Origin of the sequence: Pseudomonas sp. NFACC37-1, from assembly GCF_900101575.1 — a bacterium.
In the GTDB taxonomy this organism is placed as follows: Bacteria; Pseudomonadota; Gammaproteobacteria; order Pseudomonadales; family Pseudomonadaceae; genus Aquipseudomonas; species Aquipseudomonas fluorescens_AA.
Genome location: NZ_FMUZ01000003.1, coordinates 1 through 13,349, shown reverse-complemented (window position 1 = coordinate 13,349; position 13,349 = coordinate 1). Strand labels below are relative to the sequence as shown.

Sequence of the window (13,349 nt, the reverse complement as noted above, 5' to 3'; positions counted from 1 at the left end):
CTTCTGAACGGTGACGCAGAGCGTCACGGGATGCATTCCCACGCAGAGCGAGGGAACGATCTACAGCCCAGAATTCAGGCGCAAAAAAAGCACCCCGAAGGGTGCTTCTTCACAACAACTGGATCACTGGGCTGGTTCGTTCTGCCCCAGGATCAGCTGGCCTTCCTTGCTTACCGGGATCTGGTTGCCCGGGTCGCGGTCCATGCGGACTTTGCCTTCTTTGCCGTCGAGCATGTAGCGAACGTCGTAGCCTACCACCTTGTCGCTGATGTCATTGACCGTGTTGCAGCGCGTCTGGGTGGTGGTGTAGGTGTCGCGCTCCTGCATGCCTTCCTGAATCTTGTTACCGGCATAACCACCACCGGCCGCACCGGCCACGGTAGCGATTTTCTTGCCGGTGCCGCCGCCGACCTGGTTACCCAGCAGGCCACCGGCCAGGGCGCCAATCACGGTGCCGGCGATCTGGTGTTGGTCCTGGACCGGCTTCTGCCGGGTCACGGTGACGTCCTTGCACACTTCACGCGGGGTCTTGATTTGGGTCTTGACCGGTTCCACGGCCAGTACTTGCGCATACTCAGGGCCACTCTTTACCAAGCTGTAGGTCGCGACCGCACCACCGGCAGTCACACCGACAGCACCCAATACCGCACCAACCAGCATCGATTTGTTCACTTGAACCTCCAGGCCATCACAAGCGGATTAATCCGCGCTTCTCCCAGCCTTGGAGCACAAAAAAAGGCGCGAGTTCAACTCGCGCCTTTTCAGCGGTGACGGGTGGAGCGACGAGCCTTATGGGCGGTCGTCCACTTCCGTTTCGGTGGCCGCTGGAGGAATCAGGTCCTCGGTGCTCAGGTTCAGCCAGATCAACACCACGTTAGCGATGTAGATCGAAGAGTAAGTACCCGCCAGCACGCCGATGAACAGCGCAATGGAGAAACCGAACAGGTTGTCGCCACCAAAGATCAGCAGCGCCGCAATCGCCAGCAAGGTGGAGATCGACGTCGCCATGGTCCGCAGCAGCGTCTGGGTGGTCGAGATGTTGATGTTCTCGATCAAGGACACCTTGCGCAGCACACGGAAGTTCTCACGCACCCGGTCGAACACCACGATGGTGTCGTTGAGCGAGTAACCGATGATCGCCAGCACCGCCGCCAGCACCGTCAGGTCGAAGGTGATCTGGAAGAACGACAGGATGCCCACGGTCACGATCACGTCGTGGATCAGCGAGACAATCGCGCCCACCGCGAACTTCCACTGAAAGCGGAAAGCCAGGTAGATCAGGATCCCGCCCAGCGCCATCAGCATGCCGAGGCCGCCCTGGTCGCGCAGCTCTTCACCCACTTGCGGGCCGACGAACTCGACGCGCTTGACCTGGGCCGGGTTGTCGCCGCCGGCCTTCTGCAAGGCCTCGGCCACCTGATGGCCCAGCTGCGGGTCTTCACCCGGCATGCGCACCAACAGGTCCGTGGTCGCACCGAAGCTCTGCACGATGGCATCGCTGTAGCCCGACGTCGCCAGTTGCTCACGCACCTTGGTGACATCGGCCGGACGCTCGTAGGTCAGCTCGATGAGCGTACCGCCGGTGAAGTCCAGGCCGTAATTCAGCCCCTTGGTGGCCCAGCTGAACAACGCCAGTACGGTGAGGAACAATGTGACGCCGAACGCAACGTTGCGAACGCCCATGAAGTTGATTGTACGTAACATGGCAGCCCCTTAAATCCACAACTTCTTGAAGTCACGACCGCCAAAGATCAGGTTGACCATTGCGCGGGTCACCATGATGGCTGTGAACATCGAGGTAAAGATCCCGAGGGACATGGTCACTGCGAAGCCCTTGACCGGGCCGGTGCCCATGGCGAAGAGAATCCCGCCCACCAGCAACGTGGTCAGGTTGGCGTCGAGGATCGCGGTGAATGCCCGGCCGAAGCCTTCGTTGATCGCACGTTGAATCGTCATGCCCGCGGCGATCTCTTCACGTATCCGCGAGAAGATCAGCACGTTGGCGTCCACCGCCATACCCATGGTCAAGACGATACCGGCGATACCCGGCAGGGTCAGCGTAGCCCCCAGCAGCGACATCAGCGCCAGCAGCATCACCATGTTCACCGCCAGCGCGACGGTGGCGATGATGCCGAAGAAGCGGTAGATGGCGATGATGAACAGCGAGACGAACAGCATGCCCCACAGCGACGCATCGATACCCTTGGTGATGTTGTCGGCACCCAGGCTCGGGCCGATGGTGCGTTCTTCAGCGAAGTACATCGGCGCGGCCAGGCCACCGGCACGCAGCAGCAGGGCCAGTTCCGAGGATTCACCCTGGCCGTTCAGGCCGGTGATGCGGAACTGGCTGCCCAGTGGCGACTGGATGGTCGCCAGGCTGATGATTTTCTTCTCTTCCTTGAAGGTCTGCACCGCGACGTCTTTCTCGACACCGTCGACCACTTGCTTGGTGTAGGTGGTGGTCGGCTTCTGCTCGATGAAGATCACCGCCATGCTGCGGCCGACGTTGCTGCGCGTGGCGCGGCTCATCAGTTCGCCACCGTGGCCGTCGAGGCGAATGTTCACCTGTGGGCGACCCTGCTCGTCGAAGCCCGCCTGGGCGTCGGTCACCTGGTCACCGGTGATGATCAGGCCACGCTCGATCTGCGCCGCCGGACGACCGCCCTCACGGAACTCGAAGCTCTCGGAAGTGGCCTTGGACGCACCCGGCTCAGCGGCCAGGCGGAATTCCAGGTTGGCGGTCTTGCCGAGGATACGCTTGGCTTCGGCGGTGTCCTGCACGCCCGGCAGCTCAACCACGATGCGGTTGGCGCCCTGGCGCTGCACGATCGGCTCGGCCACACCCAGCTCGTTGACGCGGTTACGCACCGTGGTCAAGTTCTGCTTGATGGAGTATTCGCGGATTTCCGCCAGCTTGGCCGGGGTCATCGCCAGACGCAGCACCGCCTGACCATTGAGGTCGGCCGGCACAATGTCGAAATCGTTGAAGTTCTTGCGGATCAGCGCACGGGCCTGCTCGCGGGTATCTTCATCGCTGAAGCCCAGCTGGATGGCACCGTCGAGCTGCGGCAGGCTGCGATAGCGCAGGCGCTCTTTACGCAACAGGCTCTTGACGTCGCCTTCGTAGACTTTCATCCGCGCGTCGAGGGCTTTTTCCATGTCCACTTCCAGCAGGAAGTGCACACCGCCGGACAAGTCCAGGCCCAGCTTCATCGGATGCGCGCCAAGCTTGCGCAGCCATTGCGGGGTGGTCTGGGCCAGGTTCAGGGCTACAACGTAATCGTCGCCCATGGCCTTGCGCACCACGTCCTTGGCTGGCAACTGGTCTTCTGCCTTGACCAGGCGCAACAGGCCGCCCTTGCCGTTTTCGGCGATGGACGCAGCCTTGACCTCGATATTGGCCGCCTTGAGCGCAGCGCTCGCACGGTCCAGATCGGCCTGGGTGACCTGCAGCGCAGTGCTTGCGCCACTGACCTGAATGGCCGGGTCATCCGGGTATAGATTGGGAGCGGAATAAATCAGACCGACCGCCAGCACCGCCAGGATCAGTACATATTTCCACAGAGGGTATTTGTTCAGCATCACGCCGCCCGCTTATGACGCGGGGCGCCTTGCGCGCCCCGTCGATTGAATAGAAGTTGTTACTTAGATCGCTTTCAGTGTGCCTTTTGGCAACGTGGCCGCGATAGCGCCCTTCTGGAACTTCATTTCAACAGTGTCGGACACTTCCAGTACCACGAAGTCATCGGCCACTTTGGTGATCTTGCCAGCGATACCGCCGGTGGTAACCACTTCATCGCCCTTTTGCAGGCTGCTCAGCAGGTTCTTCTGCTCCTTGGCGCGCTTGGCCTGTGGACGCCAGATCATCAGGTAGAAGATGACCAGGAAGCCGACCAGGAAAATCCACTCGAAACCACCGCCCATAGGGCCGGCAGCAGCAGGTGCAGCCGCGTCAGCCATGGCATTAGAGATAAAAAAGCTCATTTAGCACTCCAGTTGCAAGTATTGAATCTAGGGATCGGAAAACTCAGTCCAAAGGCGGTACAGGCAACCCGCGCTTGGCATAGAAGGCCTCGACAAAGGCGGCCAATGTACCCTGTTGGATAGCCTCGCGCAAACCAGCCATAAGCACCTGATAATGGCGCAAATTGTGGATGGTATTGAGCATACTCCCGAGCATTTCGCCGCACTTGTCCAAATGATGCAGATAAGCGCGGGAGAAGTTCTGGCACGTATAGCAATCGCACGTCGGATCCAGCGGCGAATCATCATGGCGATGGAACGCGTTACGGATCTTCAGCACACCGGTGTCGATGAACAGATGCCCATTGCGGGCATTACGGGTTGGCATCACGCAATCGAACATGTCCACCCCGCGGCGCACACCCTCAACCAGATCTTCCGGTTTGCCAACGCCCATAAGGTAACGAGGTTTGTCAGCGGGCATTTCGCCTGGCAGGTAATCGAGCACCTTGATCATCTCGTGCTTGGGCTCACCCACCGACAGGCCGCCAATCGCCAGGCCGTCGAAGCCGATCTTGTCCAGGCCTTCCAGCGAGCGCATGCGCAGGTCGCGGTGCATGCCGCCCTGGACGATACCGAACAACGCCGCGGTGTTTTCGCCATGGGCGTTCTTCGAACGCTGGGCCCAGCGCAACGACAGTTCCATGGACACCCGCGCCACGTCTTCATCGGCCGGGTACGGCGTGCACTCGTCGAAGATCATCACGATGTCCGAGCCCAGGTCGCGTTGCACCTGCATCGACTCTTCCGGGCCCATGAACACCTTGGAACCGTCCACCGGAGAAGCGAAGGTCACGCCCTCCTCCTTGATCTTGCGCATCGCGCCCAGGCTGAACACCTGGAAACCGCCAGAGTCGGTCAGGATCGGGCCTTTCCACTGCATGAAATCGTGCAGGTCGCCGTGGGCCTTGATCACTTCCATGCCCGGGCGCAGCCACAGGTGGAAGGTGTTGCCAAGGATGATCTGCGCGCCAATCGCCTCGATGTCCCGTGGCAGCATGCCCTTGACCGTACCGTAGGTGCCCACCGGCATGAACGCCGGGGTTTCCACGGTACCGCGGGGGAAGGTCAGACGACCGCGACGAGCCTTGCCATCGGTGGCGAGCAACTCGAAGGACATGCGACAGGTGCGACTCATACTGTTTCCTCGGGTCCGCGTGGCGCGGGGTTACGGGTGATGAACATCGCATCACCGTAGCTGAAAAAGCGGTATCCATGCTCGACGGCGGCCTTGTAGGCGGCCATGGCTTCGGGATAACCGGCGAACGCCGAAACCAGCATCAACAGCGTGGATTCGGGCAAATGAAAGTTGGTGACCAGGGCATCAACCACATGGAACGGCCGGCCCGGGTAGATAAAGATATCGGTGTCGCCACTGAACGGCTTGAGCACGCCATCGCGGGCGGCGCTTTCCAGGGACCGCACACTGGTGGTCCCCACCGCCACCACCCGCCCACCGCGAGCGCGACAGGCCGCCACGGCATCGACCACGTCCTGGCTCACTTCCAGCCATTCGTTGTGCATGTGGTGGTCTTCGATACGCTCGACCCGCACCGGCTGGAACGTGCCCGCGCCAACGTGCAGCGTCACGAACGCGGTCTCCACGCCCTTGGCGGCAATCGCCTCCAGCAACGGCTGATCGAAATGCAGCCCCGCCGTCGGCGCCGCCACCGCCCCCAGGCGCTCGGCGTACACGGTCTGATAACGCTCGCGGTCCGAACCTTCGTCCGGGCGATCTATATAAGGAGGCAACGGCATGTGCCCGACACGGTCGAGCAGCGGCAACACCTCTTCGGCAAACTCCAGCTCGAACAACGCATCATGCCGCGCCACCATCACCGCCTCGCCGCCGCCGTCGATCAAAATCGACGAACCCGGCTTGGGCGACTTGCTGGAGCGCACATGGGCCAGCACACGATGACTGTCCAGCACCCGCTCCACCAGAATCTCCAGCTTGCCGCCGGAGGCCTTCTGGCCAAACAACCGCGCCGGAATCACCCGGGTATTGTTGAACACCATCAAATCGCCCGGGCGCAAATGCTCAAGCAAATCAGTGAATTGACGGTGAGCCATGGCACCGCTGACCCCGTCCAGGGTCAACAGTCGACTGGCGCGACGCTCGGCCAGAGGGTGGCGAGCGATCAGCGAATCCGGGAGTTCGAAGGTAAAGTCAGCAACACGCATGATGGGGTTCGTCTAGCAGGGCCGGAAAGTCTAGCGGAAATATCAAAAATTCACCATGAAACGTGATTGACCAACGGTAGGCACCTCTCTATACTTCGCCGCCATTGAGCCCTGATGGCGGAATTGGTAGACGCGGCGGATTCAAAATCCGTTTTCGAAAGGAGTGGGAGTTCGAGTCTCCCTCGGGGCACCATCTTAAAGAAAGACCTTGAAATTCAAGGTCTTTTTTTTCGTCTGCAGGAAAGTCACCCGATCCATTTGTGGCGAGGGGATTTATCCCCGCTGGGTCGCGAAGCGGCCCCAACCACCAGACCTCTGGCAAGGAAGAATCTGTGGCGAGTAGGAACCCGTGGCGAGGGAGCTTGCTCCCGCTTGAGCGCAAAGCGCTCACAAAAATGTCACAGCCCCCACCGATGCTCCGCCTTGCAACGCCCAGTTGATCCACCGCCCCTCCTCACCCGCTGACAAAGGACTTCACCCCATGGAATTGCTGCTGGAAACGGTCGCTCTTTACTCGCTGAAGCTGGCTTATGAGACGGAGGGGCATAGTCCGATTTTGCGGGATGATCCGTTGATGGGCGGGTGTGATCGGGAGGTGTTTGGATTGTTGGTGCGGCGGGGGGATTTGGTTGGGATTCATGCGACGCTACAGCAGTGTTTGGGGCGGGCGCTGGAGGCAGTTGGGGGCGAGGAGACCGTCCTGGGGCTGGAGTTGCAACGGTTGGCAGAGGATTTCAGGGCTGCGCCAATGATGGAGGAGCTTAAGGCCCCGCTCGTGGCGCTTCGGGATTATTTAAAAGAGATCCAATGACCGATCAAGTTGAGCAAGAGCGAATAACACCTAACACTTAAGTCGATATACCCCCATAAAACATCATGATTAAAGGAATTAAGCATGAGCACATCCGAGATAACAACAGTATCTGACAGCGAATCAAAACTTAAAAATTATGCACTTAACGTCCTAAATGAAGGCAAATGGTGGTTAGTACCTGCGGCCACGCTATTTTCAATACTCCTACTTTGCAAATATTTGTGGGTTATCGGCCACCCCGAGCTACTACTTGAATCCATCGGAAGCATACCCAATCTTTTAGTCTGGCTAATTTTCGTAGTGTTTGGACTACTAATCATATTGCTTTTAACAGTCACCCCTTCGCTTAGCTTTTCACTTTGCATGAGCATAGTCACATCCAGCCGCGAGAATGAAATAATTCTGGCCAGGCGTTTTGTGCCCATTGTTTTATTAGGTTTCGCCCTGCTAGCAGGAATGCTGTTGGCCTCTGCATTCGACATCATCTTCGAACCGTGGAAAGTTTTCCTATTAGTCGTCACTTTATCAACAGCGCTAGCAGCATGGGTACTTGTGGGCAACAAAGACAAAAGAATTCGGTTTGTAAGTCTTGGATTCGGACCAATCAAGCCACGGAGACGTTTTTTTGCCGCCGCCGCAAAAGTTTTGGCTGCTGGAGTTTTCCTGGGCTTTACTGCAATGACAGGAGTTTTTCCAGCACAGCTCGCGCTTGGGGCTTGGCGAGGAGCCGAGTCTGGTTTGGAGGCGACGGTGGTTATCGGATATTGCTTGGCCTTCATGTTAATTTCAATGTTCCCGGTTATGGCCTTTTATACACTACAGGGAACCACGACAAATCGATTGTTTAAAGCCACCGGGGCACTAGGATTGGTATTTATCCTAACCACCTTCTTATTGCCACCGGTCCTCGACCTTTGGGCGTTCGCCGCTGGAAACCTAATGAGGCTTCGGGACAGCCGCCCTCTACCGTATTTGGTAGATAAAGCTGATTATCCATTCGCAACCTTCGATTCAAAGCTGTGGGAGACATCGCCTATCGCTAATGACGAAAAGTTCTATACGATTCAAGCCTTCAAGCAATACCGCTTTGGCGACATCCTATTATTATGCCCGGCCCGATATGCCAATCTGCCTCTGAAACGCTTACCAACCTACTACGATGAGTGCCTGACTACGGCCGCTTCCAAAGTCAAACCAGCTTCGCCACGAATGAAAGCCCTTACCTCCCCCCGTCCTCTGGACGACGAAAGAAGCTGTGCATCCGTACGGTCACCTACACGCCCGCCACTGAAAATTAACGAAAGCAGAACGTGCCTGTTTCAACATCCCCTCTAAGAACGGGACAAGCAAATCCAACGCTCAGTTGTAAGGAAGTGGCGCTTCAATCGAACCTACGGAGTTAGGTAGAACGTCACTTCACTTCAAGCACGTCCACCAGCTCAGGATCCATGAAGCGATAGTCATCAGGAATACCCAGAACATGCAGCCGCTTGTGCTCAAGCAGCCGAGCGTACTCTGCCCGTAGACGATGCTCGTGCTTACGCTCCATCACAAAAATGACATCGGCCCAACGGATATCCGCTGGGCCGATAGGTTTGCGTGCGTTCGGACTGGTGCCCGCCGAACGAGTGCTGAAGCCAGGACGTCGACGCCAGATTGCCTCCCCGGTAGGGCTGCGCCGAAAAGGTACGCCCGGATGAGTGGATGGGTTCCGGCGCAAAGTCTGTGGGAGCAAAGCTGCCCCGGGCAGCGATCCGACGATAGCGGTAGACCAGCCGACACAGTTGCGACTGACCCGCCTCAATCGCGAGCAAGCTTTGCTCCCACAGGTTTGCGGCTTAGCTGACTGATATTAGGCTTAAGCCTCTTTTTTATTGTACTTTGCGGCGCATATTACACTACCTGACATAACCAATATCAAACGCCCCCGTAACAGTTTGCCCTTCCGTATCAAAAAAAGAGAATGTCCCTCTGAAGAAGGCGAAGTTATTGCCAAACTCTACAGTGATTGTCCCCGTATCGGCTGAATGACGCTTGCCCTCTTGGTCAATATGGACCCATCTCACGTAAGGCTCGTGGAAATCGCTTGGATATTGGAACGTTTGTGGGTTACCGGCGCCGGCCCGTGCTGCCGAGAAGCCTAAGATGATTATGGCTTCATCGTTACTCTTCAGGTTCCAGGCTTTTAAACCTCCCTGTAAGAGGCCGCCACTGGTATTGTCACCATCACTGTTGAACAATACGGCATTGACCTCTGTAAACGTTATAGAGGATGGCGTAGCAATAGTGAACGTTCCTACCATGCTAGCACCTGGGTTGCGCTCTGACTTATTTTTGTCGGTTGTCATGACTTATTCCTCAACCTAACCAATCGAGATCTTCGATTGAACTAGGTTAAGAAATATAAGCATTCGAAAATTGAGCGACTACTGTAGGAAGTTACAGGTCATAAGACCATTTTGATTGGTTGATCATGAGTAATCTGTACAACCGCAATAACTGCATCGTTTCTCGAAGGCCGCCCTGCCCAGCGTCGGGCGGGCTCATCGGTGGTGACTTGGTCGCTCCAGGCCTGACTCACATCGACGAAGCGACACGCCTCTACGCCTCCTCGCCCTTCCCCGCCGACTCATCGCTGTGCACCACCACCAGCAACTGCGCCTGAACATCCCCCACCGAACGCAGGCGATGGGGTTTCTGCGCATTGAAATGCAACGCATCGCCACGGTTCAGCAGCACGCGCTCGTTCATGAAGTCCACTTCCACCTGGCCCTCGTACACGAACAGGAACTCTTCGCCGGTGTGCTCCTTGAACGCGTGATGGGCGGTGAATTCGGCCGCCGGATAGAGGATGAAGGGCAGGAGGCTGCGCTCGGACACTTGATGGGCCAATACCGCATATTCGGAGCTGCCGCTGCTCGCCGCGAGGGATTGGCGGTCTTCGCTGCGCACCAGGCTGTAGCTGTCGAGGGAGACGCTTTCTTCGGAGAACAACTCCTCGACTTTCACGCTCACGATGGAAAAAGGGAAAGATTATTTTTAGTCAAAGAAGTAAATTGTTCCTTTTTCCGCCTTTCCTCAGTGGGGATGCTTATTCCAAGCGCTCACCAAAATATGGTGGGCTCATGCAAAGTTAGCTATAAGGCTTGAAGCTTGAGCATCCGTTTCTTACGCCAAACGAGGTACTCGGCTGACACTGGAGCGCGGCGATGGCGAGATAAGACAGCTAAAGGAATATATCTCTCCTTTTTCTATTTTTTCTACGCAATGGCCCTTCTAGCGTTATGTCAGAGGATCCGTCAGCAAGCTTGGACGATGTCCATCCTTAACAGAGTGCCCCTCAACGCAGGCTCGTCTCCACCGAAAAATGGCAATGGTCATAAAGTGGAGACACGATGAGGTAAATCACAGCCGCCCCCAATCTACGCTGGGGCGTTGATCTTCCTATAGACGTAGATAGTGGCAAGGTAGTAGCTTGACAGTATCAGGCTGGACACCATCGGCGACCATAATTTTTCGTTATCAGATTTTCAACAACCTAAAACAACATCAGACTGTTAAAAGTTCTACTAAGGAGCAGTTATGGCAAAGTGTATATTTTCGGTTATAGAATCAAGGTGGTGGAGCGATGGCAATCACAGTGTCAGGCCATTATTCGAAGCTCTAGCTGGGATACATTACGACAATCCATCAGCCTTCTATTATGATATGTTCAGTGAAAAGCAATCTTTATCATCAGGTCTAAAAATGCGCTGCCGAGATAGTCAAACCCAAGTGGTATATCTCGCCACTCATGGAAGCGACAGCTCTATTGGCGGAGCAAGCGGTCACATGATCACGCGTACTGAACTGAGAAATATGCTCACAACTCACAACAATACAAACCAAGTAAAGGGACTTTATCTAGGAACATGCCTGATGGGAAATCAGTCTTTAGCAAAATTCCTTCTTGAAGATGCCGGCACTAATTTAGATTGGGTTGCTGGCTACAAGGAGGAAGTAGACTGGATCGACGGGAGTGCCATTGATATGATCTTCTTCTCTAAGCTTGCAGAGGAGTATCGAAAAAATAATAGCCGCCGCAAAGGAAAAAAATCCTCAAGGCAGATGGCTCATACCGCCGGATCGGAACTGCTTCACCTTGTACCTGGCGCACATTCGAAATATGGATTTAATATATTCATGCATGAAAGCCGTAAACTGACTAGCATGTTTAGCTAGCGCTACAACTTAACCGCCTTTATATGCATTAAAACCGAAACTTTCGCCAAATAAAGAAGAGAAAACAGAAACGAGACAGATTTATTTTCGCCACATAAATAAATCTGTCCCGAATGGCACTTGTGGCCGTACCTGTTCATAAATGAGATGGCCAGCTAACGGGTCATATTGGATTGTGGAGATTCCCGATGGATCGAGTACAGGCTCACGTAGCAAGACTGATGCGCTCAATTCTCTTGAGGCCCGGCGCTGAGGACAAAATGCCGGCAGCGCAGTTTTTTGCAGGGAGAGGAAAGCCGTTTACTTTCTCAGGTGGAATTGGACTCACTTGGTGGTACAGCCCAGATACCTTCAATGCCATTGATACGGTAACAGCTCTTATCATCGAAACCGAACAGGAGTTCAGAGACTGTGATACCGAGTCCGTTAATAACATTGTCACTTCAACATTACAGAAAGTTTGTTTAGATTCACCGCTTTTCAATGGTGACGACGTAGCTTTTGGTAGAAAGCCAAACCTTTTTGAATGTAGGGGTGCCGTATCAGTTACCGAATTTACCAAGACAATTCTGGAAGAAATCAAACAAAATCTTAGAAGCGTGATAGGAAAAAGGTGCACGATTTACCCCTTGCCCAGATATAAAGGACCATCTCTTTCCCTTGCTGAAGAGGGATTGCATCTAATTTCAAGTAGCGATGATATGGCGTGGAATAATTTCTCCGCGCGAGGATATATTTTTGATAGCTGGACACCAAGCTCACCGTTCACAACCAATAGCAACTTTTCATTCAATGGCGGCTATGAATTTAATTATGTTTTGATTGGCGAAGATTACGGAACACAAAAAGGAGCTAAATTCGCAAGCAGTTTAAAATTCAGAATGTTTATTACTGTACTTTTCGCTCATGCCTCAGAGGCTTCCAAATACGGCTACAACAAATCAATAGCTCAACCTTTCACCAAGTGCATACAATTCCCTCATGAAACTACACCTGACAACTTATTAACTCTTAGTGATTGTGGCGCACTCTCTCCTTTTTACGCATCAGACATTATAATCACTGATAACTTAACCAAAAAAGTAGCAGAGTGGTACGAGTCGCTTAATCAATGCCCTACCGAATATAAACAACGTATAAAAAAATCCGTAAATTTCTTCAATCGAGCCATGAACTCTGAGGACATAGAATCATATATCAACTATTTTATTGCACTTGACGCTTTATTTGGACAGCGCGGTTCTGTAGAGGCGTCTATCATAGCTGGGGTGAGCAATCTCGGACTGGATGAAAAGCTCAAAGAAAAAGCATCATGGCTTTTTGATTTAAGAAATGAGCTTGTTCACGGTGGAAGTCGCTATATTTCCGAATGGCCGAAGCACCAACGGTATACAAAGCATTTTGGAAGTAAGCCTTTGAATGATTTAAAAGAGCTTGCTCAAAAGGCAATACTAAAAGCACCTTCAATATTACCAATTTCCACAACTGATGAAACGCCCGAATCACCTTAAAAGGTGTGTTGAATTGCCTGGGCCTTTTCCCAACCATCAATTACCTGCCCATCCGCTACACCATCGATGGCGTTGGAAAGCTGGGCAGCGAAGTCGGGCTAATTCCCCTGTTGATGCTTTGCGCCCTCACTGGATGGGGTGCCATGGTCCTTATTTATGACAACCTCACTGAACGCCATAGGAAATAAATCCGCCCCGAATGGCACTTACTTAACAGCTAACTAGCTGATACGACTGCGAAAAAATGAAAAAAGGCTGGCCTTGGTCTACGGTGATAGTTGCGAACACACACCGATCAAGCAAGGACACAGCCCGAGTGAATCGTAGACGCCAAATCGTCCGACATCAACAGCACCGTATGCGCCAGCACGCCACGAACAGCAATGCTCATGCTTTCTTCAAGCTGCTCTCCGATCCTGAGTTATTGCGGGGTGTCGAGTCATCGATACCCAAGCATCGCCAGCGGCTATTTCCCCCGACCGAAACGCTGTCCATGTTTTTGTCCCAGGCAATGAGCGCCGACCGGTCCTGCCAGAATGCCGTGAATGATTTATCCATCAAACGCTCCTGCGAGGGTTTGAAACCCAACAGCGTTC

Annotated in this window: 12 protein-coding genes, 1 tRNA gene and 2 pseudogenes; 6 read left to right on the top strand and 9 right to left on the bottom strand. The window is 54.4% G+C overall.

The window, feature by feature from the left end:
• Positions 1–123: 123 nt before the first annotated feature.
• The 6 genes from BLP82_RS04450 to queA all read right to left on the bottom strand — a co-directional run bounded on the left by BLP82_RS04450 (position 124) and on the right by queA (position 6,207).
• Positions 124–672, bottom strand: coding sequence for a glycine zipper 2TM domain-containing protein (locus tag BLP82_RS04450; protein ID WP_042728003.1), 549 nt, complete (start codon positions 670–672; stop codon positions 124–126).
• A 117-nt stretch (positions 673–789) separates the two neighbouring features.
• On the bottom strand, positions 790–1,704 hold the full coding sequence (gene secF, locus BLP82_RS04445; RefSeq protein WP_092165672.1) for a protein translocase subunit SecF: 915 nt from the start codon (positions 1,702–1,704) through the stop codon (positions 790–792).
• A gap of 9 nt (positions 1,705–1,713) precedes the next feature.
• The gene (gene secD / locus BLP82_RS04440) at positions 1,714–3,582 is read right to left on the bottom strand and encodes a protein translocase subunit SecD (RefSeq protein WP_092165665.1); all 1,869 of its coding nucleotides are present in this window, start codon (positions 3,580–3,582) and stop codon (positions 1,714–1,716) included.
• 63 nt (positions 3,583–3,645) lie between these two features.
• Positions 3,646–3,984: a preprotein translocase subunit YajC gene (yajC, locus tag BLP82_RS04435; RefSeq protein WP_007916913.1), complete on the bottom strand. Its 339-nt coding sequence runs from the start codon at positions 3,982–3,984 to the stop codon at positions 3,646–3,648.
• 43 nt (positions 3,985–4,027) lie between these two features.
• Entirely contained in the window at positions 4,028–5,143 is a 1,116-nt protein-coding gene (gene tgt, locus BLP82_RS04430) for a tRNA guanosine(34) transglycosylase Tgt (protein WP_170842273.1), read from the bottom strand.
• A 14-nt stretch (positions 5,144–5,157) separates the two neighbouring features.
• On the bottom strand, positions 5,158–6,207 hold the full coding sequence (gene queA, locus BLP82_RS04425) for a tRNA preQ1(34) S-adenosylmethionine ribosyltransferase-isomerase QueA (protein WP_028237240.1): 1,050 nt from the start codon (positions 6,205–6,207) through the stop codon (positions 5,158–5,160).
• 108 nt (positions 6,208–6,315) lie between these two features.
• Between queA and BLP82_RS04420 the strand changes: the two genes are divergently transcribed.
• The 3 genes from BLP82_RS04420 to BLP82_RS04410 all read left to right on the top strand — a co-directional run bounded on the left by BLP82_RS04420 (position 6,316) and on the right by BLP82_RS04410 (position 8,356).
• Positions 6,316–6,400 (top strand) — tRNA-Leu (locus BLP82_RS04420).
• A gap of 288 nt (positions 6,401–6,688) precedes the next feature.
• Positions 6,689–7,018, top strand: coding sequence for a hypothetical protein (locus tag BLP82_RS04415; protein ID WP_092165661.1), 330 nt, complete (start codon positions 6,689–6,691; stop codon positions 7,016–7,018).
• Between the two features lie 84 nt (positions 7,019–7,102).
• Positions 7,103–8,356: a hypothetical protein gene (locus tag BLP82_RS04410; RefSeq protein ID WP_092165659.1), complete on the top strand. Its 1,254-nt coding sequence runs from the start codon at positions 7,103–7,105 to the stop codon at positions 8,354–8,356.
• A 76-nt stretch (positions 8,357–8,432) separates the two neighbouring features.
• Here the strand turns inward: BLP82_RS04410 and BLP82_RS31530 are convergent, their stop codons facing one another.
• From BLP82_RS31530 to BLP82_RS04395, 3 genes and pseudogenes are all read right to left on the bottom strand, one after another.
• Positions 8,433–8,741 (bottom strand): low molecular weight protein tyrosine phosphatase family protein, encoded by a 309-nt coding sequence (locus tag BLP82_RS31530; RefSeq protein ID WP_092166072.1) that lies wholly within the window; start codon positions 8,739–8,741, stop codon positions 8,433–8,435.
• A 178-nt stretch (positions 8,742–8,919) separates the two neighbouring features.
• Positions 8,920–9,369, bottom strand: a complete 450-nt coding sequence (locus tag BLP82_RS04400; protein ID WP_092165657.1) for a hypothetical protein — start codon at positions 9,367–9,369, stop codon at positions 8,920–8,922.
• A gap of 253 nt (positions 9,370–9,622) precedes the next feature.
• Positions 9,623–10,036 (bottom strand): annotated as a pseudogene (locus BLP82_RS04395) (cupin domain-containing protein); the annotation flags it as partial.
• 567 nt (positions 10,037–10,603) lie between these two features.
• Between BLP82_RS04395 and BLP82_RS30165 the strand changes: the two are divergent.
• The 3 genes and pseudogenes from BLP82_RS30165 to BLP82_RS04385 form a co-directional block, all read left to right on the top strand.
• Positions 10,604–11,242 (top strand): hypothetical protein, encoded by a 639-nt coding sequence (locus tag BLP82_RS30165; protein ID WP_139197808.1) that lies wholly within the window; start codon positions 10,604–10,606, stop codon positions 11,240–11,242.
• Positions 11,243–11,430: 188 nt separating this feature from the next.
• Complete coding sequence (locus BLP82_RS30160) at positions 11,431–12,753, top strand: HEPN domain-containing protein (protein ID WP_139197807.1); 1,323 nt, start codon at positions 11,431–11,433, stop codon at positions 12,751–12,753.
• Positions 12,754–13,069: 316 nt separating this feature from the next.
• A pseudogene (locus BLP82_RS04385) lies at positions 13,070–13,349 on the top strand (IS4 family transposase); the annotation flags it as partial.

What these genes read in the sequence shown, in the direction of transcription:
- secF (WP_092165672.1), bottom strand. Translation starts at nt 1,704, where the DNA reads ATGTTACGTACAATCAACTTCATGGGCGTTCGCAACGTTGCGTTCGGC.
- secD (WP_092165665.1), bottom strand. Translation starts at nt 3,582, where the DNA reads ATGCTGAACAAATACCCTCTGTGGAAATATGTACTGATCCTGGCGGTG.
- yajC (WP_007916913.1), bottom strand. Translation starts at nt 3,984, where the DNA reads ATGAGCTTTTTTATCTCTAATGCCATGGCTGACGCGGCTGCACCTGCT.
- tgt (WP_170842273.1), bottom strand. Translation starts at nt 5,143, where the DNA reads ATGTCCTTCGAGTTGCTCGCCACCGATGGCAAGGCTCGTCGCGGTCGT.
- queA (WP_028237240.1), bottom strand. Translation starts at nt 6,207, where the DNA reads ATGCGTGTTGCTGACTTTACCTTCGAACTCCCGGATTCGCTGATCGCT.
- BLP82_RS04415 (WP_092165661.1), top strand. Translation starts at nt 6,689, where the DNA reads ATGGAATTGCTGCTGGAAACGGTCGCTCTTTACTCGCTGAAGCTGGCT.
- BLP82_RS04410 (WP_092165659.1), top strand. Translation starts at nt 7,103, where the DNA reads ATGAGCACATCCGAGATAACAACAGTATCTGACAGCGAATCAAAACTT.
- BLP82_RS04400 (WP_092165657.1), bottom strand. Translation starts at nt 9,369, where the DNA reads ATGACAACCGACAAAAATAAGTCAGAGCGCAACCCAGGTGCTAGCATG.
- BLP82_RS30165 (WP_139197808.1), top strand. Translation starts at nt 10,604, where the DNA reads ATGGCAAAGTGTATATTTTCGGTTATAGAATCAAGGTGGTGGAGCGAT.
- BLP82_RS30160 (WP_139197807.1), top strand. Translation starts at nt 11,431, where the DNA reads ATGGATCGAGTACAGGCTCACGTAGCAAGACTGATGCGCTCAATTCTC.